Source organism: Streptomyces sp. NPDC096205, from assembly GCF_044763135.1.
In the GTDB taxonomy this organism is placed as follows: domain Bacteria; phylum Actinomycetota; class Actinomycetes; order Streptomycetales; family Streptomycetaceae; genus Streptomyces.
On record NZ_JBIWFS010000001.1, the window covers coordinates 746,402 to 765,555 of the forward strand.

Below are 19,154 nucleotides of genomic sequence, written 5' to 3' on the forward strand. Positions count from 1 at the left end.
TGCCATCACGTTCCGCGATAACGTCAGGAGGGTGTACGACCCCGCCCAGCTGCGCACCTTCCTCGCGGTGGCTCAGACGCTGAGTTTCACGCAGGCCGCCCGGCGGCTCGGGCTGCGCCAGTCGACGGTCAGCCAGCACGTACGCCGTCTGGAGGACGCCACCGGCCGGGCGCTGTTCACCCGGGACACCCACTCGGTGGAGCTGACCGAGGACGGCGAGGCGATGCTCGGCTTCGCCCGGCGGATCCTCCAGGTGCACGAGCAGGCGACGGCGTTCTTCACCGGTACCCGGCTGCGCGGGCGGCTGCGCTTCGGCGCGTCCGAGGACTTCGTGCTGACCCGGCTGCCGGAGATCCTGGAGCGCTTCCGCCACGACCACCCCGAGGTCGACCTGGAGCTGACGGTGGAGCTGTCCGGCACGCTGCACGAACAGCTCGCCGCCGGAAAGCTGGACCTGGTGCTCGCCAAGCGCCGGGCCGAGGACCCGCGCGGGCGCCTGGTCTGGCACGACCGCCTGGTCTGGATCGGCGGGGAGCGCCTGCGCCTGGACCCCGAGCGCCCCGTCCCGCTGATCGTCTACCCGCCGCCCGGCATCACCCGCGCCATGGCCCTGGAGGCCCTGCAGCGCGAGGGCCGCGAGTGGCGCATCGCCTGCACCAGCGGCAGCCTCAACGGCCTCATCGCCGCCGCGAGAGCCGGGCTCGGCGTCATGGCCCACTCCCGCGGCCTGATCCCACCCGGGCTGGTCCGGGTCCCGGACCGGGCCGGCCTGCCGGAACTGGGCAAGGTCGACTTCGTGCTGCTGCACAACCCCCGCAGGGCGTCGCCGCACGGCCCGGCGGAGGCGCTGGCGGCCGCGGTGCTGGCCGGAAGAGTACGTCCCTGAAGGGCCGAGGGCGCCGGTTCACCGCCCGACCGCCTGATACGTCAGCTGCTTGACCCGCCGGAGAAACGGCGAGGCCTCCACATGCTGCACCCCCTCCAACCGACCCAACGGCCCGCTGAGGTACTCGTACAGATGGGCGGTGGACCGCACCACGACGGTGGCGATGAGATTGCTGGGGCCCGCGGTGGCCGCGACATGAGCGACCTCGTCATGGGTGGCCATGGCCTCCCCCACGGACCTCAGCGCGGACGGCGCGGTCGTGATCCACAACTCCGCCGCCATCGGATACCCCAGCACCTCCGACCGGTACTCGATGTCGATGTACACCGCGCCGGACCCGAGCAGCGAGGCCAGCCGCCGCTTCACGGAGGACTCCGACCGCCCGGTCACCCGCTGAAGCTCGGGATACGTGGCACGGCCGTCCCGCTCCAGGGCCTCCACCAGCGGCTCGTCCTCGGGAGAGATCCGCGCGGGCCCCTCGCCCACCGGCAGCTCGGCCCGCAGCGCGGCGACCTGCTCGTCGCCGAGGACGCGGAACTTGCGCAGCCACCCGGTCGGACCACCGTAGAAGCGGTGCAGCACCTGGTGCGCCCGGATCTCCAGCACGCGTGGCGTACGCGGCAGCTTGCCGAGCAGCAGGTCGTCCCGGTCGCCGGGACTGCGCGGCCGGGTGCAGACGATGAGCTCGGTGCCCGCGGCCGCCAGCCCGATCCAGTTGGTGTCGGCCCGCTTGGCGAGCGCGTCGGCGATGGTGAGCGCGCTGTCGGGCACACACCGCAGCCGCAGCGTCCACTGGTCCTGCCCGAGCCGCGCGGCGTCCCGGACGGCCACGACCCGCAGCCCGGCCTCGGCGCACAGCCGCCGGTAGCGGCGCGCGACGGTCTGGTCGGAGACGCCTAGCACCGCGCCGATCCGGCTGAAGGAGGCGCGGCCGTTGACCTCCAGGGCGTCCAGGATCTGGAGGTCGAGCCCGTCGACGATGTCGGATTCCAGCTCCATGCCCTGCCCTTCGGTCGGATTCCGCCGCACCATGGCTCCCTTCCGCCGCGATCCGCTGCGCGCCACCCATCGTACGGAGCGAACAGAAGGCCGGTACGAGTGGATACGGGGAGTGGGACATGCGGACATGGGGGCCGCTGACAGCGGTGTGCCTGGGCACGTTCATGCTGCTGCTGGACGTGACGATCGTGGTCGTCGCGCTGCCGGACATGGCGGGCGCGCTGGACGCCTCGCTGAGCGACTTGCAGTGGGTGATGGACGGGTACGCGCTGGCGCTGGCCGCGCTGCTGCTCGGGGCGGGGGCCGCGGCCGACGTACTGGGGCGGCGGCGGGTGCATGTGGCGGGTGTGGTGCTGTTCGCGGCGGCGTCCCTGCTGTGCGGGCTGGCGTCCGGGCCGGGCGTGCTGGTCGCGGCGCGGGTGGTGCAGGGCGTGGGTGCGGCGGCGATGCTCGCGACGACGCTGCCGCTGCTGGGCTCGGTCTACCAGGGGCGGCGCCGGTCGGTGGCGCTCGGCGTGTGGGGCGCGGTCAGCGGGGCGGCGGCCGCGGTGGGCCCGGTGCTCGGCGGGCTCCTCACCGACGGGCCGGGCTGGCGGTGGATCTTCTACGTCAATCTGCCGGTGAGCGTGGCCGCGGTGTGGCTGACGCTGCGGGCGGTGCCGGAGTCGAAGGGCGCGGCGGGCCGCCGGATCGACTGGGCGGGCACGGCGCTGTTCGCCGGCGCCGCCGGTGCGGTCACCTTCGGTGCGGTGCGGGCCGGTGAGAACGGCTGGGGCGACGGCGGTGCCCTCGCCTCCTTCGGGCTCGCGGCGGCGTCGCTGGTGTGCTTCGTCGTGGTGGAGCTGCGGGCGGCCGATCCGCTGCTGGACCCGCGGCTGTTCCTGCGGCCGGCCTTCGCGGGGGTCATGCTGGGCGCGCTGGCGTTCAGCGGGGCGGCGTTCGGGCTGATGCCGTACACGTCGATCTGGCTGCAGACGCTGCTCGGGATGAGCCCGGTGCGCGGGGGCGCGGTGTTCCTGTGGCTGTCGCTGGCCTCGTTCGTGGTGGCCGCGGCGGGCGGCCGGCTGCTGCACGGGGTGCCCGCGCGGTTCACGGTCGGGGGCGGTCTGCTGCTGATCGGCGCGGGCCACTTCTGCCTGGCGTTCCTGGACTCCGGCTCGACGGCTTCGGCGCTGGTGCCGGGGCTGCTGCTGGTGGGCCTGGGCACCGGTCTGGTGGCTCCGGGCATCGCGGGGGCCGCGCTGGCCGCCGTACCGCCGGAGCAGTCGGGGATGGCGGGCGGTGCGGTGAACGCGTTCCGGCAGCTCGGGTACGCGCTCGCGATCGCCGTCTTCGGGACGGTGCTGACCTCGCGGATGGCGGACGAACTGCCGCGCGAGGCGGCGCACACGCTCGCGGGCGGCGGTGCGGGGGCCCTGCGGGGCGGGTTCCCGGAGCAGGCGCTGCGCTCGGCGTTCGCGTCGGGCCTGAACGCGACGGCCGTGGTCGCCGGTGTGCTGGGGGTGACGGCGGGGCTGCTGGTACTGGCGCTGGTCCGCCCTGCGCGGACACAGACGCGCGCAGTGACGGATTCGGCCGCGCCGACGCTGACGGAGGAGAGGCCTGCCCGCGCCTCGGGGTGACGGCCGAGGCGGGCGCGGTCTGCACCGACGGGCGACGGCCGGGACGGGTCCGGCCTGCACCGACGGGTGACGGCCGGGACGGGACCGGCCTGCACCGACGGGTGACGGCCGGGGCGGGTCCGGCCTGGGCCTCGGGCTGCGAGTCGCCGGAACGTCACGGAACCGGCTGCTCGGGTCGTACAGATTCCGTGGAGATTGGGGTCCCGAAACTTACTGGACCGTCAGGAATCTGTCCGGCCCTTCCCCATCTGCACGCATTTTCCCCTCCTGACCAGCGCGGACCTGAGCACCCCTCCGGTTCCCGGGCCCTCCCGCCGCCCGGACGCGTGGGGTAGCTTTCACGGCGCTGTGCGGAGCGCCAGATCGAGGCGGGAGCGGGTTTGCGCGAGTTCACCAACCCTCCGTCGGCGTTGGCACCGCCGGTGGGCGGTCTGGCCGACGTCGTCTTCGAGCACGCGTCCGAGGACCCGCGGCACATCGCGCTCGGCCGCAAGGACGAGGCCGGGCAGTGGCGGGACGTGACCTCGGCCGAGTTCCGCGACGAGGTGCTCGCCCTGGCCAAGGGCCTGCTCGCGCAGGGCGTACGGTTCGGCGACCGGGTCGGCATCATGTCCCGCACCCGCTACGAGTGGACGCTGTTCGACTTCGCGCTGTGGACGATCGGCGCGCAGGTGGTGCCGCTGTATCCGACCTCCTCGGCCGAGCAGTGCTTCTGGATGCTGTACGACGCCGAGGTGACGGCCGCGGTCGTGGAGCACGAGGACCACGCCATGACCATCGCGACCGTCATCGGCCGGCTGCCGCGCCTGGGCCGGCTGTGGCAGCTCGACGAGGGCTGTGTGCAGGAGCTGTACGACGCCGGGGCGCATCTGGACGACGAGGTGGTGCACCGGCACCGCAACGCGGTCACGCCGGACTCGGTGGCGACGGTCATCTACACCTCGGGCACGACCGGCCGTCCCAAGGGCTGTGTGATCACCCACGGCAACTTCATGTACGAGGCGGACACCGTCCTCGCGCGCTGGGAGCCGGTGTTCCACTCCAAGAAGGGCGACGAGGCGGCGACCCTGCTGTTCCTGCCGCTCGCGCATGTCTTCGGGCGGATGGTGGAGGTGGCCGCGATCCGCGGCAGGGTGCGCTTCGGGCACCAGCCGCGGCTGGACGCGGCCGCGCTGCTGCCGGACCTGGCCGCGTTCCGGCCGACGTTCATCCTGGCCGTGCCGTACATCTTCGAGAAGGTGTTCGCGGCGGCTCGCCGTAAGGCCGAGAAGGAGGGCCGGGAGGGTCCGTTCGCGAAGGCCGTGGACGTGGCGGTGCGCTACGCCGAGGCGGTCGAGGCGAAGGCCTGGGGCACCGGGCCCGGCCCTTCGGCGGGGCTGCGGATGCAGCACCAGCTGTTCGACAAGCTCGTCTACTCCAAGGTGCGCGCGGCGATGGGCGGGCGGATCCGCAACGCCATGTCGGGCGGCTCGGCGATGGACCGGCAGCTCGGGCTGTTCTTCGCGGGCGCGGGCGTGCAGATCTACGAGGGCTACGGCCTGACCGAGTCCACGGCGGCGGCGACCGCGAACCCGCCCGAGCGCACCCGCTACGGCACGGTCGGGCAGCCCGTGCCCGGCGTGACTGTGCACATCGCCGAGGACGGCGAGATCTGGCTGCGCGGCCCCAACATCTTCCAGGGCTACCTCAACAACCCCAAGGCCACCGACGAGACCCTGCACGACGGCTGGCTGGCCACCGGCGACCTGGGCCAGCTCGACGAGGACGGCTATCTCACCATCACCGGCCGCAAGAAGGAGATCCTGGTGACCTCCGGCGGCAAGAGCGTCTCCCCCACGCCCCTGGAGGAGCGGGTCCGCGAGCACCCGCTGGTCCACCAGTGCGTGGTCGTCGGCAACGACCGGCCCTTCGTCGCGGCGCTGGTCACCCTCGACCGGGACGCCGTCGACCACTGGCTGACCATGCGCAACAAGCCGCCGCTCGGCCCGGCCGAGCTGGTGCGCGACCCGGACCTGGAGACGGAGGTCCGCAGGGCGGTCGTCGCGGCGAACACCCTCGTCTCCCAGGCGGAGTCCATCCGCACCTTCCGCATCCTCGCGCAGCCCTTCACCGAGGAGCACGGCCTGCTCACGCCGTCGCTGAAGCTGAAGCGGAAGGCGATCGAGAAGGCGTACGAGGCGGAGGTGGAGGCGCTGTACAGGGTGTGAGGCGGGTCGTCGCCTGCGGCCGGCGGATTTCCGGGTCAGGAATGCATCACGGCGGGTGATCGTTGACGATGTGCGTACCACCTGACGACAACCGAAGGATCGAGAGCTCGTGAGCAGCAAGGTCCCCCCGATCATCCTCAACAACGGCGTCGAGATGCCCCAGCTGGGCTTCGGCGTCTGGCAGGTGCCGGACACCGAGGCGGAGCGGGCGGTCGCCACCGCGCTGGAGGCCGGGTACCGCAGCATCGACACAGCAGCGATCTACGGCAACGAAGAGGGCACCGGCAAGGCCATCGCCTCCTCCGACGTCCCCCGCGAGGACATCTTCGTCACCACCAAGGTCTGGAACAGCGACCAGGGGTACGACTCCACCCTGCGCGCCTTCGACGAGTCCCTGGCGAAGCTCGGCCTGGACTACGTGGACCTGTACCTGATCCACTGGCCGACCCCGTCGCGCGACCTCTACGTCGACACCTATCGCGCGTTCGAGAAGCTCCACGCCGACGGCCGCGTCAAGTCCATCGGCGTCTCCAACTTCCTCCCGGAGCACCTGGAGCGCCTGATCGCGGAGACCTCGCTGATCCCCGCGGTCAACCAGATCGAGCTGCACCCCCACCTCCAGCAGCACGCCGCCCGCGAGTACCACGCCGAGCAGGGCATCGCCACCGAGGCCTGGTCGCCCCTCGGCCAGGGCAAGGGCCTCCTGGAGGTTCCCGCGATCGTCGCCATCGCCCAGAAGCACCAGCGCACCCCGGCCCAGGTCGTCCTGCGCTGGCACCTCCAGCTCGGCAACATCGTCATCCCCAAGTCCGTGACGCCGTCCCGCATCGCGGAGAACATCGCCGTCTTCGACTTCACCCTCGACACCGAGGACCTCGCAGCGATCAGCGCCCTCAACGAAGACCGCCGCCTGGGCCCGGACCCGGCGACGTTCGAGATGGCCTGACCTGTCACTCGGCGACGAGCGCCCCGGGAGCCTGCGCGGCTTCCGGGGCGCTCGTGCATGCCCGGCGGTCACTGCACGCGCGTGGCCGTGTGGATCGTATGGGCCGCCAGGACGAACACGTCCGGGCGGTGGTGGACGCTCGCGGGGTCGGCGGGGTCGAGCAGGCGGTCGAGGGTGGTGCGGTCCTCGGGGGTGAGGTCGTCGGACATGGCGTCGCGCAGACGGGTCAGGTGGGCGGCGATGTAGGCGCGGGCGCGGTCGGGGGCCGGGGCGGGGAGGTCGAGGAGGAAGGTGCGGGTGCCGGTGGGCTTGAGGCCGGCTGCCGTGAGCAGGGCGGGCCAGTCCTCCGTCTCGTCGACCGTGTCCGGCAGGGAGGTGCGCATGCGGGTGAACCACTCCGACTCCAGGGCGTCCAGGCGGGCCTGGAGGCCGGGGCGGCCGATGCCGATGTCGCGGGGGAGGTAGCGGGCGGGCAGGCCGCCCTCCATCAGGGCGAGGGTGCCGCCGGGGGCGAGGTGCTCGGCGAACGCGGCGAGGGCGGCGCGCTGGTCGCCGAGGTGGTGCAGGCTGCGGCTGGCCCACAGCAGGTCGGCCGGGTAGTCGAGATCGCCGAGGACACCGGGCAGCTCGCCGGCCAGGGTGCCGAAGCGGTCGGCGACGCCCAGCCGCTCGGCACGGGCGCGGGCACGCTCCAGCAGGGGCTCGGTGCTGTCGACGGCGACCACGCGGGCGCCGGGGAAGGTCTCCGCGAACAGGCCGGCCACCACACCGGGGCCGCTGCCGGCGTCCACCACCAGGCCCGGGTCCGTCTGCCGCTTGGCGAGCCAGGACAGGGCGTGCTCGTAGAGCGGTGTGAACAGCTCCGCCTGCGCCTCCAGCAGGGGGCCCATCTCGGCCCAGTCGATGTCGGTGGTGTCGTGGTCGTGGTGGTGCCCCCCGCCGTGCTGGTGGGGTGCGTGGTGTGCGTGCGCCATGGTGGTCAGCCTCTCCTCCGGGATGCGGCCAGCGTGCGCCGACGCACCGGGGAGAGGCCAGTGGTGTTGCCGTAACCGCAAAAAGCGGCAGCGCGGCGGTGCTGCGCCGGGGCCGGGGCGGCCCGGTCCCGGCACAGCAGCCGTCATGTCACACGGTCATCCGGTCCAACCGGTCCAACCGGTCGTCCCCTCACGACAGGGGCGGGTACGCGTTGCGCATGAGCTCCTGGAACTGCGCGGAGAACCACTTCCCCGAGAGCGGGGCGTTCGGCAGGGCGCCGGACAGGTTGTTGTTGTTCCGCGGGTTGCCGGTGTACGTCGGGTCGCACATCCGGTCGAAGCCCTTGCCCTCGTCGTTCGGGATCGCCGAGCTGGCACCGTCGGACTCGCCCGGCGGCTTGATCCAGACGTACGCGTCGATGCCCGGCTCGGGAGCGGCCTTGGGCCGTTCGCCGAGGCCCGCGCCGGCCTGGTTGCACCAGTTGCCGGTGTTGAGGCGGCGGTCGTAGCGGCCACCGTCGACGTAGGTGTCGACGCTGGTCGTGGCACCCGGGCCAGTGGGCCGTGCGCTGCCGCCCCAGCCGTTGCGGGAGGTGTCGATCAGCATGCCGATCTTCGAGTCGAAGCCGACGGAGACCAGCTTCTCGCGCATGGCCTGCGCGTACGACAGCTCGTCGACGTAGCGGTTCCAGTCGACCCACTTGGACTGGCGCACGGACGTCCCGTTCACGGAGTCCGTGATCTTGAAGTTGTTCTCCTTCAGCGCGCTGTAGTTGGCGGTGTTGACGATGAAGCCGGCCACGTCGGCGACGGTCGCGCCCTCGGTGGTCGCGGCGGTCTTGAACATGTCGGCGGAGGGGCCGAAGTTGTCGTCCCAGCCGAGCCAGCCGTGGTGGCCCGCGTCGAGGTAGTTGTAGACGTTGGGGATGTCGCCGAGCTTGTTCAGGGCGTAGCCGACGCCCTTCTGGTAGTTGCCGTTGGCCTTCATCACGTCGCAGTTGGGCGTGGCGGTGGCCCGCGGGGTCACGTTGGTGACCAGGTTCGGCAGCGAGTCGAGCTCGACCGTGGTGACGATCCGCAGGCCGCGGTACTTGGAGTCGGCGAGGATCGCGGCGATCGGGTCGATGTACTGCGTCTTGTACTTGTCGATCTCGGTCGGGCCCAGCTCGCCGTTGGAGGCGAGGGCCGCGCAGTCACGGCCGGGCAGGTTGTAGATGACGAGCTGGACGACGAGCTCGCCGGTGCCCTTCTGCCGCAGTGCCTCGTCGAGGTGGGCGCGCAGGCCCATCCCGCCGCCCACACCGTTGATCGCGGCGGTCCTGTCCAGCCACACACCGGTGGGCTGGTTGGAGATGCGGCTGCCGCCCGGCTCGGCGGCGGCGTGCGCGGACCACTCGGGGTTCACGTACACCTTGGCGCCGGCGTACGGGTTGTCGACCCGGCCGGTGGGTGTGCCGGGGTCCGTCGGGCCCGGGTCGGTGGGGCCGGGGTCGGTCGGGCCGCCGCCGTCGACGTTGCAGGTCACGCCGTTGAGGGTGAAGGTCGCCGGGATCGCGTTGCTGCCGCTGTAGGTGCCCTGGAAGCCGAAGCTGGTCGAACCGCCGGTCGCCAGCGTGCCGTTGTACGACTCGTTGGCGGCGGTGACGGCGGCCCCGCTCTGGGTGACCTTGGCGTTCCAGGCGTTGGTGACCCTCTGGTTGCCGGCGTAGGACCAGCCCACCGACCACGAGGACTTGGCGGCCCCGTTGTTGGTGACGGTCACGGCGGCGGTGAAGCCGCTGCCCCAGTCGTTCTGCACCTTGTAGTCGACGGTGCAGGGCGCGGCGGCGATGCCGGTGTCACCGGGTACGACGGCGAGCGCCGTCCCGGAGGCTCCGGCGGTGAGCGCCAGGGCGGCGAGCAACGCAGTTCTGGTACGGCTCATGAGTGCGGGTTTCCTTATGTTGGATGGGGGGTTACGGGGTGGCGCCGCGCAGCTGGTCGCGCAGGCCGCTGCCGAACGGCATGGGGGTGCCGTCGTGGGCGGTGATCGAGGCGGGCCCGGAGCGGCGGTTCAGGGTGCTCGGGGGCCGGCCCGGGTGGGACGGGCCGCGCGCGTCGCACCACGCCGGCACGTGGTCGGTGAAGAAGTGCGCGCAGGTGTTCTCGCCGATCTCGCCCGTCGCCAGGGGGACTTGGGGTCCTCGCTCGCGGTGGTCACGGCACGACAAGGCCGGGGCCACCGGGCGTTCCAGCCCTGGCCGGTCTCTCCGCCCTCCGGCGAGGCCGAGGGGCAGCCGACAACCACCGTGCAGGGCCGAGCTGTTGGTGATCCTCGCGGATCCCTGGAATCCGGGTCCCCACCGGCTGGTGACGGAGTGCTCCACCACACAGACCGACGCGGCCCCGGCGAGTAAAAGAGCTGAACGCGGGGGGTGTCGCATGAGCGATTCCTTGCAGTTCGGACGCGCTGTGACGGCACGTGTCGACTGGTGGAGTCGCTCCCACTGGTGCGAAGGAAGGTAGCGCCAAGTGCCGGTAAAGGACAGGGGATCGGCTTGACTTTTCTCCGATGGCGTTCGTCGAATCTTTTCGACTCTTCAAACACCTTGACCGGAATCCACCCCGTCTTCACTATGGGAGCGCTCCCACTGGTTCAAGCCTTGACTTCTTACTCCGAGCCGCAAGGAGGAACCAGCACGTGCACCCCCCTCGCAGGCGCAGAACGGTCCGACGGCTGTGGACGGCCGTCGTCGCTGCTCTGGCGCTTCCCCTGACCATGCTGGGCACGGGTTCGACTCCCGCCCAGGCAGCGGCACTTCAGTGCAGCGTCGACTACAAGACCAACGACTGGGGGTCCGGCTTCACCGCGGACCTGACGATCACCAACCGGGGCACCGACCCGATCAATGGCTGGACCCTCACCTACGCCTACGCGGGCAACCAGCGGCTGAGCAACGGCTGGAACGGCACCTGGTCCCAGTCCGGGCAGTCGGTCACGGTGCGCAACGCGGGCTACAACGGCACGATCGCCGCCGGAGCCGCGGTGTCGACCGGCGCCCAGTTCACCTACAGCGGCAGCAACGCCGCACCGACGTCCTTCGCGATCAACGGCACCACGTGCGCCGGCGCGCACCAGCCGCCGATCACCGTGCTGACCAGCCCGACCGCGGGCGCGGTGTACACGCAGGGCAACGCGGTCCCGCTCGCGGCGACCGCCGCCGCGGCCGACGGCGCCACCATCACCAAGGTCGAGTTCTACGACGACACGACCCTGCTCGGCACCGACACCAGCTCGCCGTACTCGCTCTCGGCGTCGAACCTGGCCGTGGGCAACCACTCGCTGGTGGCGAAGGCGTACGACAGCCTGGGCGCCTCCGCCGACTCCACCCCGGTCGGCATCACGGTCGCCTCCGGGCCGTCCGTGGTCGCCACACCGGCCCAACTCCCGGTGCAGCAGGGCAAGACGGGCACCTACGAGGTGAAGCTGTCGACGCAGCCCTCCTCCAACGTCACCGTCACCACGGCCCGCACCGGCGGCAACACCGGCCTGACGGTGACCGGCGGGGCGAGCCTGACCTTCACCCCGCAGAACTGGAACACCGCGCAGCGGGTGACCATCACCGCGAACGCCACCGGCACGGGAGCCGCGACCTTCGACTCGACGGCGACCGGGCACGCCAAGGCCACGGTCACGGTCACGGAGATCGCCGCGACCAAGGAGTACGACGCCCGGTTCCTGGAGCTGTACGGGAAGATCACCAACCCGGCGAACGGCTACTTCTCCCCCGAGGGCATCCCCTACCACTCGGTGGAGACGCTGATCGTCGAGGCGCCCGACCACGGCCATGAGACCACCTCGGAGGCGTACAGCTACCTCCTGTGGCTCCAGGCCATGTACGGCAAGGTGACCGGCGACTGGACCAAGTTCAACGGCGCCTGGGAGATCATGGAGAAGTACATGATCCCCACCCACGCCGACCAGCCGACCAACTCCTTCTACAACGCCTCCAAGCCGGCCACCTACGCGCCCGAGTACGACAACGTGAACCAGTACCCGTCCCGTCTGGACACGGCTGTCTCGGTCGGCCCTGACCCGATCGCGAGCGAGCTGAAGTCGGCGTACGGCACGGACGACGTCTACGGCATGCACTGGATCCAGGACGTCGACAACGTCTACGGCTACGGCAACGCGCCCGGCAAGTGCGAGGCGGGCCCGACCGACACCGGCCCGTCCTACATCAACACCTTCCAGCGCGGCCCGCAGGAGTCGGTGTGGGAGACCGTCCCGCAGCCGACCTGCGACGCGTTCAAGTACGGCGGCAGGAACGGCTATCTGGACCTGTTCACCGGTGACTCCAGCTACGCCAAGCAGTGGAAGTTCACCAACGCGCCCGACGCCGACGCGCGCGCGGTGCAGGCCGCGTACTGGGCCGACGTGTGGGCCAAGCAGCAGGGCAAGGGGTCGGACGTCTCCGCGACCGTGACCAAGGCCGCGAAGATGGGCGACTACCTGCGCTACGCGATGTACGACAAGTACTTCAAGAAGATCGGCAACTGCACCAGCCCGTCCTGCCCCGCCGGCACCGGCAAGGACGCCTCGCACTACCTGCTGTCCTGGTACTACGCCTGGGGCGGTGCCACCGACACCTCGGCGGGCTGGGCCTGGCGCATCGGCTCCAGCCACGCGCACGGCGGCTACCAGAACCCGCTCGCCGCGTACGCGCTCAGCTCCTACGACCCGCTGAAGCCGAAGTCCGCCACGGGCACGGCCGACTGGTCCAGGTCGCTGACGCGGCAGATCGAGTTCTACCGCTGGCTGCAGTCCAGCGAGGGCGCGATCGCCGGTGGCGCGACCAACAGCTGGGCGGGCCGGTACGCCGCTCCGCCGGCCGGCACGTCGACCTTCTACGGCATGTACTACGACGAGAAGCCCGTCTACCACGACCCGCCGTCCAACCAGTGGTTCGGCTTCCAGGCGTGGTCGATGGAGCGCGTCGCCGAGTACTACCAGCAGACGGGCAACGCGGCCGCGAAGGCGGTGCTCGACAAGTGGGTCGACTGGGCGCTGTCGGAGACGACCGTCAACCCCGACGGCACGTTCCGCATCCCCTCGACTCTCGGCTGGTCGGGTCAGCCCGACACCTGGAACGCCACCAGCCCGGGTGCGAACAACGGGCTGCACGTGTCCGTGGTCGACTACACCAACGACGTCGGTGTGGCCGCCGCGTACGCCAAGACCCTGACGTACTACGCGGACCGCTCGGGTGACACCCAGGCGGCCTCGACCGCGAAGGCCCTGCTCGACGGCATGTGGAAGAACAACCAGGACGCCCTGGGCATCGCCGTCCCGGAGAACCGCACCGACTACAGCCGCTTCGACGACCCGATCTACGTTCCCAGCGGCTGGACGGGCACGATGCCGAACGGAGACGCGATCAACTCGTCGTCGACGTTCGCGTCCATCCGTTCCTTCTACGAGGACGACCCGGCCTGGTCGAAGATCGAGTCGTACCTCGCGGGCGGCGCGGTGCCGTCCTTCACGTACCACCGGTTCTGGGCGCAGGCGGACATCGCCCTCGCCATGGGCTCGTACGCGGAGCTCCTTGAATAGCCCCCGCCAGTCGCTCCGCGGGGCGGGCCGTGGTTCTGTCGTGGTTCGGCTGCGGGTCGTCCGTGGCTGGTCGCGCAGTTCCCCGCGCCCCTAGGTACCTCACCGCTGAGCGCCTGAAAAGTTCCGTGTGCGTGGCCCCGTCACCTGACGGCGGGGCCGACCGGCCGGGTGGCCCCCTCCCGCACGGGGGCCGCCCGGTCATCCATGCCTTTCCACCCCCAAGGGAGAGGATCCCGTGCGAAGAACCCGCATCCTCACGGCCGTGTTCGCGCTCGCGGCCGGCCTGCTGGCGGGAGCGCCCGTCGCGGTCGGCGCGCCCGAGAGCGGATCGGTGGCGATCGCCGCCGACACCTACACCTGGAAGAACGCCCGTATCGACGGGGGCGGTTTCGTCCCCGGCATCGTGTTCAACCGCAAGGAGAAGAACCTCGCCTACGCCCGCACCGACATCGGCGGCGCCTACCGCTGGGTGGAGTCCTCCAGGACCTGGACGCCGCTGCTGGACTCGGTCGGCTGGGACGACTGGGGGCACACCGGCGTGGTGAGCCTCGCGTCCGACTCGGTGGACCCGAACCGGGTGTACGCGGCCGTCGGGACGTACACCAACGGCTGGGACCCGGGCAACGGCGCGGTCATGCGCTCCGCGGACCGGGGCGCGACCTGGCAGAGGACGAACCTGCCGTTCAAGCTGGGCGGCAACATGCCGGGCCGCGGCATGGGCGAGCGCCTCGCGGTCGATCCGAACCGCAACAGTGTGCTGTACCTGGGCGCGCCCAGCGGCAAGGGCCTGTGGCGGTCGACGGACTCGGGCGTGACCTGGTCGCAGGTGACGAACTTCCCCAACGTCGGCAACTACGTGGCCGATCCGAGCGACACCTCCGGCTACAACAGCGACAACCAGGGCATCGTCTGGGTCACCTTCGACGAGTCCACCGGCACCTCGGGCACCGCCACGAAGACCATCTATGTCGGTGTCGCCGACAAGGACAACGCGGTCTACCGCTCGACGGACGCGGGCGCGACCTGGTCGCGGGTGGCCGGGCAGCCGACCGGCTATCTGGCCCACAAGGGCGTGCTCGACGCGAGCAACGGCTACCTCTATCTCGCCTACAGCGACACGGGCGGCCCGTACGACGGGGGCAAGGGCCGGCTGTACCGGTACGCGACCGCGACGGGCACCTGGACGGACATCAGCCCGGTGGCGGAGGCCGACACCTACTTCGGGTTCAGCGGTCTGACGATCGACCGACAGAAGCCGGGCACGGTGATGGCGACGGCGTACAGCTCCTGGTGGCCGGACACCCAGATCTTCCGCTCGACGAACAGCGGCGGCACCTGGACGAAGGCGTGGGACTACTCGTCGTACCCCAACCGCCAGAACCGCTTCACGATGGACGTCTCGTCCTCGCCGTGGCTGACCTGGGGCGCGAACCCCTCGCCGCCCGAGCAGACGCCCAAACTCGGTTGGATGACCGAGTCGTTGGAGATCGACCCGTTCAACTCCGACAGGATGATGTACGGCACCGGAGCCACGGTGTACGGCACCGAGAACCTCACCAACTGGGACAGCGGAAGCACCTTCGCCATCAAGCCGATGGTGCAGGGCCTGGAGGAGACGGCCGTCCTCGACCTGGCCTCTCCCCCGTCGGGCGCCCCGCTGCTCAGCGCGCTCGGTGACATCGGCGGCTTCCGGCACACGGACCTGACCAAGGTGCCGGCGATGATGTACACGGCGCCGAACTTCACCACGACCACCAGCCTGGACTTCGCCGAGACCAACCCGAACACGGTGGTGCGGGTCGGCGATCTGGACTCGGGTCCGCACATCGCGTTCTCCACCGACAACGGCGCCAACTGGTTCGCGGGTCAGGACCCTTCGGGGGTCAGCGGCGGCGGCACGGTCGCCGCGGCGGCCGACGGCACCCGCTTCGTGTGGAGCCCGCAGGGCGCGGGCGTGCAGTACGCGACCGGCTTCGGCACGTCCTGGTCGGCGTCGACCGGCATTCCGGCGGGCGCGGTCGTCGAGGCGGACCGGGTCGACCCGAAGGTGTTCTACGGCTTCAAGTCGGGCAAGTTCTACGTCAGTTCGGACGGTGGCGCGACCTTCACCGCCTCCGCCGCGACCGGTCTGCCCAGCGGCGACAGCGTCCGCTTCAAGGCGCTGCCCGGCACCAAGGGCGATGTGTGGCTGGCGGGCGGGGCGAGCGACGGGGCGTACGGGCTGTGGCACTCGACGAACGGCGGGGCGAGCTTCACCAAGCTGTCGAACGTCGAGCAGGCCGACACCGTCGGCTTCGGCAAGGCCGCGCCGGGAGCCTCGTACCAGACGCTCTACACCAGCGCGAAGATCGGCGGCGTGCGCGGCGTCTTCCGCTCCACCGACCGGGGCGCGACCTGGACCCGGATCAACGACGACGCCCACCAGTGGGGCTGGACGGGCGCCACGATCACCGGTGACCCGCGCGTCTACGGCCGGGTGTACGTCGGGACGAACGGCCGGGGGATCATCTACGGCGACACCTCCGACACCGGCGGCGGCACCGACCCCGGCCCCGGTCCGGGTCCCGACCCCACGCCGACCGGCGCCTGCGCGGTCACCTACAAGATCACCAACCAGTGGTCGGGCGGCTTCCAGGCCGATGTGCAGCTGTCCAACACGGGCACCGGCGCCTGGAACGGCTGGGCACTGAGCTGGACCTTCCCGGGCGGGCAGACGGTGTCCCAGGCGTGGAACGCCGACCTCTCCACCTCGGGCGGGACGGTGACGGCCAAGAACGTCGGCTGGAACGGCACCGTGGCCGCCGGCTCCTCGGTGAGCTTCGGCTTCACCGGCAACTGGACCGGCACGAACGCCAGACCGACCACGTTCAAGCTCGGCGACCAGTCCTGCACGTGAGCTGAGCGTCAAGGGGCGTGTCCATACCGGGCGCGCCCCTCAACGGCCGTAGCGCCGGGCCAGCTCCGCGACGGTTGCCGCGATCCGCTCGCGCAGTTCGGTGGGTTCGAGCACCTCGACGCCGGTGCCCAGGCGCAGGAACTCACCGTGGGCATGGTCGACGGACTCGATGGGGATGGTGGCGACCGTCCAACCGTCCTCGTCCGTACGGCCGTTGGCGCGCACGGCATCTCCGGCGGGCCCGGTCGGTGTCACACCCGGCGCCAGCCGCACGACCGCCTCTGCGCGGTGCAGCCGGTTCAGGAAGTCGCGCTGGTACGCCGTCCAGTAGGCGGCCAGGTCGAAGTCGTCGGGGCGGGTGAACTCCTCGCCCGTCACCGCGAGTTCGAGGATCTGGTCGACCCGGAAGGTGCGCGGCCCCGGGCCCGCGACGACATACCAGCGGCCCGCCTTGAGGACCAGCCCGTACGGCTCCAGGCGGCGCTCGACGTCGGTGGGCTCGCGCCAGCGGCGGTACGTCACCCGCAGCGCGTGTCCGTTCCACACGGCGTCGGCGACCGCGGGCAGGAAGGGCGCGTCGTCGGCGCCGGCGTACCAGCCGGGCGCGTCCAGGTGGAAGCGGCCGCTGATGCGGTCGGCGTGCACACGCAGCTCGGCCGGGAGGGCGGCGCGCACCTTGAGCTGGGCCGCGGCGAGGACCGGCCCGAGCCCCAGCTGGGCAGCGGGCCCGGGGACGCCGGACAGGAAGAGCGCCTCGGCCTCGCCCGAGGTGAGGCCCGTGAGGCGGGTGCGGTAGCCGTCGAGGAGTCGGTAGCCGCCGGCGTGGCCCGCGTCCGCGTACAGCGGGACCCCGGCGGCGGTGAGCGCCTCGACGTCCCGGTAGACCGTGCGCACCGACACCTCCAGCTCCTCGGCGAGCTGGGCGGCGGTCATCCGGCCCCGGGTCTGGAGCAGCAGCAGGATCGAGACGAGTCGGCTGGACTTCACTGACATATGTTGTCAGGGAAGCGGTCCTAGCGTGCGGCCATGGCTTTCGAGGAGAAACTGCTCACCGTGCCGCCTCCGGTCGAGGTGGCCGGGCGGCACGTCAAGCGCTACCACGTCACCGCCGACCCCGCGGGTATCGCGCCCGAGGTGCAGGAGGCGGCGTACGCGGTCCTGCCCACGCTGCTGCCGGACGCGGACGGCACACCGCCCGCGACCTTCGTGGTGCTGCACCGGGGCGGCGACGACGGCGCCTACCTGAACGCGTACAGCTGGGTGTGGGACAACGTGCTGCACTTCCGCGGCGCCGCCGCCGGTCAGCCGGTGCTCGGCTGCCCCGACCGCGATCCGACGCACTTCGTGCCGGTGGACCGGCCGTGGATCGGCTGCGTCTGGGAGCTGCCGCCGATCCGGCACGAGCGGGACGCCTGGGTACGGCATCTGCTCGCGCCCAGCGCCCCCGACCTGGCCGCCTATCTGGCCGACAGCATGCCCGAGGGAACCACAGGAGACATCGCATGAGCAGCCCGCACGACTTCGACTTCTTCCACGGCAACTGGGACGTCCGCAACCGGATGCGCACCGACTTCCTGGACCCGGACAGCGACTGGACGGAGTTCACCGGCACCACCCGCTGCTGGAGCCTGTTCGACGGCACGGCCAACGTCGACGAGATCGACATGCCCCACCTCGGCCAACGCGGCCTGACCCTGCGGCTGTTCGACCCGGAGACCCGGCAGTGGTCGCTGAACTGGGCGTCCAGCCGCACCGGCCGGCTGTTCCCGCCGGTGTTCGGGCAGTTCGCGGACGGCCGCGGCGAGTTCTACGGCGACGACTCGCACGAAGGCCAGGACGTACGGGTCCGGTTCGTGTGGTCGGGCATCAGCGCGACGACGGCCCGCTGGGAGCAGGCGTTCTCGCTGGACGGCGGCGAGAACTGGCTGACGAACTGGTCGATGGAGTTCACCCGGCCGGTCTGCGGAACGCCCGCAGGCTGAACTCCGGGTCGGGGCGCGGCCGGTCCTGGTCGGGCAGTCCGGCGAGGCGGGCCGCGAACTCCTCGGTGCGGGGCTCGCCCGGCGGCAGCGTCACGAACCAGCCGCGCCGCAGATCGGCGATGGTGCGACGGGGACTGCGCCCCTGCCCCAGGCCCGGGAAGCGGGCCTGCCCGGCAGGGGTCAGGCCGTGCGCCGCGGCGAGGGCGGTGACGGTGCCGGCCGCGTCGTGGGCGGGGCTGCGCGGGCGGGAGGCGAGGACGGCGTCGATGTCGCTGCCCACGTTGTGCGCGGCGGCCTTGTCTACGGTGGTGACGTAGACGCCGCCGGGCCGCAGCACCCGGGCGCACTCGGCGACGACATCGCGCACAGCGGTGTCGTCCAGCAGGTGCAGCAGCCACACGCTGACGACCGCGTCGAAGGAGGCGTCCGGGAAGGGCAGCCTGCGGCTGTCGCCGACGACCACCCGGCCGGGCAGCCGGGACGCGGCCATCCGGGCCATCGCGGCCGCCAGGTCCACGCCCGCCACCCGCAGGCCGGGCCGGCCGGCGGCCAGGCGGCGGGTCACGATGCCGGTGCCGCAGGCCACGTCCAGCAGGCCGACGCAGTCCTGCGGCAGCAGGCCCAGCACCGCCTCGGCAGCGGCGGCGGCCCTGGGTTCACCGCCGCGCAGGGCGTCGTAGGCATCGGCTTCCTTGTCGTAGTCGAGCATGCACGCCCCCCGGCCGTCGCTGATCGATCAGGTCAGCTTGCCCCATGCCCGGGTGCCAGGTCTTCCACCTTTCGCGCCAGGCTGAAGTCCAGGTCGGTGAGGGCGCCGCCCGCGCTGTGGGTGTTCACCGCGAGGCGCACGGTGTTGTAGCCGAGGGTGAGGTCGGAGTGGTGGTTCAGCTCCTCCTGGACCTGCGCGATGTGCACGACCAGCGCGGTCGCGGCGAAGTGGGAGCCGAGCCGGTAGGTGCGGGTGAGCCGGTCGTCCTCGACCGTCCAGCCGGGCAGCTCGGCCAGCCGGTCCTCGATCTCCTTCTGCGACAGGGGTTCGACGGCCACGG

General features: G+C 71.5%; 15 protein-coding genes. 8 read left to right on the plus strand and 7 right to left on the minus strand.

The window, feature by feature from the left end:
• Positions 1-31 precede the first annotated feature (31 nt).
• Entirely contained in the window at positions 32-886 is an 855-nt protein-coding gene (locus tag ACIQ6Y_RS03395) for a LysR substrate-binding domain-containing protein (RefSeq protein ID WP_404032197.1), read from the plus strand.
• Positions 887-904: 18 nt separating this feature from the next.
• On the opposite strand, the gene ACIQ6Y_RS03400 is transcribed toward ACIQ6Y_RS03395, so the two are convergent.
• A complete protein-coding gene (locus ACIQ6Y_RS03400) occupies positions 905-1,885 on the minus strand; it encodes an Lrp/AsnC family transcriptional regulator (protein WP_404032200.1) in 981 nt (326 codons plus the stop codon).
• Between the two features lie 119 nt (positions 1,886-2,004).
• Between ACIQ6Y_RS03400 and ACIQ6Y_RS03405 the strand changes: the two genes are divergently transcribed.
• The 3 genes from ACIQ6Y_RS03405 (at position 2,005) to ACIQ6Y_RS03415 (ending at position 6,660) form a co-directional block, all read left to right on the plus strand.
• Complete coding sequence (locus ACIQ6Y_RS03405) at positions 2,005-3,507, plus strand: MFS transporter (protein ID WP_404032203.1); 1,503 nt, start codon at positions 2,005-2,007, stop codon at positions 3,505-3,507.
• A gap of 380 nt (positions 3,508-3,887) precedes the next feature.
• Entirely contained in the window at positions 3,888-5,714 is a 1,827-nt protein-coding gene (locus ACIQ6Y_RS03410; RefSeq protein ID WP_404032206.1) for an AMP-dependent synthetase/ligase, read from the plus strand.
• Positions 5,715-5,823: 109 nt separating this feature from the next.
• Positions 5,824-6,660 carry an aldo/keto reductase gene (locus ACIQ6Y_RS03415; RefSeq protein ID WP_404032209.1) on the plus strand — a complete coding sequence of 279 codons (837 nt, stop codon included), beginning with the start codon at positions 5,824-5,826 and terminating at the stop codon, positions 6,658-6,660.
• A 68-nt stretch (positions 6,661-6,728) separates the two neighbouring features.
• Here the strand turns inward: ACIQ6Y_RS03415 and ACIQ6Y_RS03420 are convergent, their stop codons facing one another.
• From ACIQ6Y_RS03420 to ACIQ6Y_RS03430, 3 genes are all read right to left on the minus strand, one after another.
• Complete coding sequence (locus ACIQ6Y_RS03420) at positions 6,729-7,634, minus strand: class I SAM-dependent methyltransferase (RefSeq protein ID WP_404032212.1); 906 nt, start codon at positions 7,632-7,634, stop codon at positions 6,729-6,731.
• Between the two features lie 190 nt (positions 7,635-7,824).
• Positions 7,825-9,558: a glycoside hydrolase family 6 protein gene (locus tag ACIQ6Y_RS03425; protein WP_404032214.1), complete on the minus strand. Its 1,734-nt coding sequence runs from the start codon at positions 9,556-9,558 to the stop codon at positions 7,825-7,827.
• Between the two features lie 31 nt (positions 9,559-9,589).
• Positions 9,590-9,856 carry a hypothetical protein gene (locus ACIQ6Y_RS03430; protein ID WP_404032216.1) on the minus strand — a complete coding sequence of 89 codons (267 nt, stop codon included), beginning with the start codon at positions 9,854-9,856 and terminating at the stop codon, positions 9,590-9,592.
• A gap of 458 nt (positions 9,857-10,314) precedes the next feature.
• Between ACIQ6Y_RS03430 and ACIQ6Y_RS03435 the strand changes: the two genes are divergently transcribed.
• Together ACIQ6Y_RS03435 and ACIQ6Y_RS03440 are read left to right on the plus strand one after the other, a co-directional pair.
• Positions 10,315-13,227 carry a glycoside hydrolase family 48 protein gene (locus ACIQ6Y_RS03435; RefSeq protein WP_404032219.1) on the plus strand — a complete coding sequence of 971 codons (2,913 nt, stop codon included), beginning with the start codon at positions 10,315-10,317 and terminating at the stop codon, positions 13,225-13,227.
• Positions 13,228-13,462: 235 nt separating this feature from the next.
• The gene (locus tag ACIQ6Y_RS03440) at positions 13,463-16,123 is read left to right on the plus strand and encodes a cellulose binding domain-containing protein (RefSeq protein WP_404032221.1); all 2,661 of its coding nucleotides are present in this window, start codon (positions 13,463-13,465) and stop codon (positions 16,121-16,123) included.
• Between the two features lie 39 nt (positions 16,124-16,162).
• Here the strand turns inward: ACIQ6Y_RS03440 and ACIQ6Y_RS03445 are convergent, their stop codons facing one another.
• Positions 16,163-17,110, minus strand: coding sequence for a helix-turn-helix transcriptional regulator (locus tag ACIQ6Y_RS03445; RefSeq protein ID WP_404032224.1), 948 nt, complete (start codon positions 17,108-17,110; stop codon positions 16,163-16,165).
• Between the two features lie 39 nt (positions 17,111-17,149).
• On the opposite strand from ACIQ6Y_RS03445, the gene ACIQ6Y_RS03450 reads away from it, so the two are divergent.
• Together ACIQ6Y_RS03450 and ACIQ6Y_RS03455 are read left to right on the plus strand one after the other, a co-directional pair.
• Positions 17,150-17,629: a hypothetical protein gene (locus ACIQ6Y_RS03450; protein WP_404032227.1), complete on the plus strand. Its 480-nt coding sequence runs from the start codon at positions 17,150-17,152 to the stop codon at positions 17,627-17,629.
• On the plus strand, positions 17,626-18,105 hold the full coding sequence (locus tag ACIQ6Y_RS03455) for a hypothetical protein (RefSeq protein WP_404032230.1): 480 nt from the start codon (positions 17,626-17,628) through the stop codon (positions 18,103-18,105). Before ACIQ6Y_RS03450 ends, ACIQ6Y_RS03455 begins: the two co-directional genes overlap by 4 nt.
• Here ACIQ6Y_RS03455 and ACIQ6Y_RS03460 read toward each other — a convergent pair.
• Entirely contained in the window at positions 18,071-18,814 is a 744-nt protein-coding gene (locus ACIQ6Y_RS03460) for a class I SAM-dependent methyltransferase (protein ID WP_404032233.1), read from the minus strand. The genes ACIQ6Y_RS03455 and ACIQ6Y_RS03460 overlap by 35 nt on opposite strands.
• A gap of 32 nt (positions 18,815-18,846) precedes the next feature.
• Complete coding sequence (locus ACIQ6Y_RS03465) at positions 18,847-19,152, minus strand: 4a-hydroxytetrahydrobiopterin dehydratase (RefSeq protein ID WP_404032235.1); 306 nt, start codon at positions 19,150-19,152, stop codon at positions 18,847-18,849.
• Positions 19,153-19,154: the final 2 nt, after the last annotated feature.

Bases quoted from the DNA above. Each gene is read 5' to 3' on its own strand.
- ACIQ6Y_RS03420 (WP_404032212.1), bottom strand. From the start codon at position 7,634: ATGGCGCACGCACACCACGCACCCCACCAGCACGGCGGGGGGCACCAC.
- ACIQ6Y_RS03455 (WP_404032230.1), top strand. From the start codon at position 17,626: ATGAGCAGCCCGCACGACTTCGACTTCTTCCACGGCAACTGGGACGTC.
- ACIQ6Y_RS03405 (WP_404032203.1), top strand. From the start codon at position 2,005: ATGCGGACATGGGGGCCGCTGACAGCGGTGTGCCTGGGCACGTTCATG.
- ACIQ6Y_RS03425 (WP_404032214.1), bottom strand. From the start codon at position 9,558: ATGAGCCGTACCAGAACTGCGTTGCTCGCCGCCCTGGCGCTCACCGCC.
- ACIQ6Y_RS03450 (WP_404032227.1), top strand. From the start codon at position 17,150: ATGGCTTTCGAGGAGAAACTGCTCACCGTGCCGCCTCCGGTCGAGGTG.
- ACIQ6Y_RS03400 (WP_404032200.1), bottom strand. From the start codon at position 1,885: ATGGAGCTGGAATCCGACATCGTCGACGGGCTCGACCTCCAGATCCTG.
- ACIQ6Y_RS03460 (WP_404032233.1), bottom strand. From the start codon at position 18,814: ATGCTCGACTACGACAAGGAAGCCGATGCCTACGACGCCCTGCGCGGC.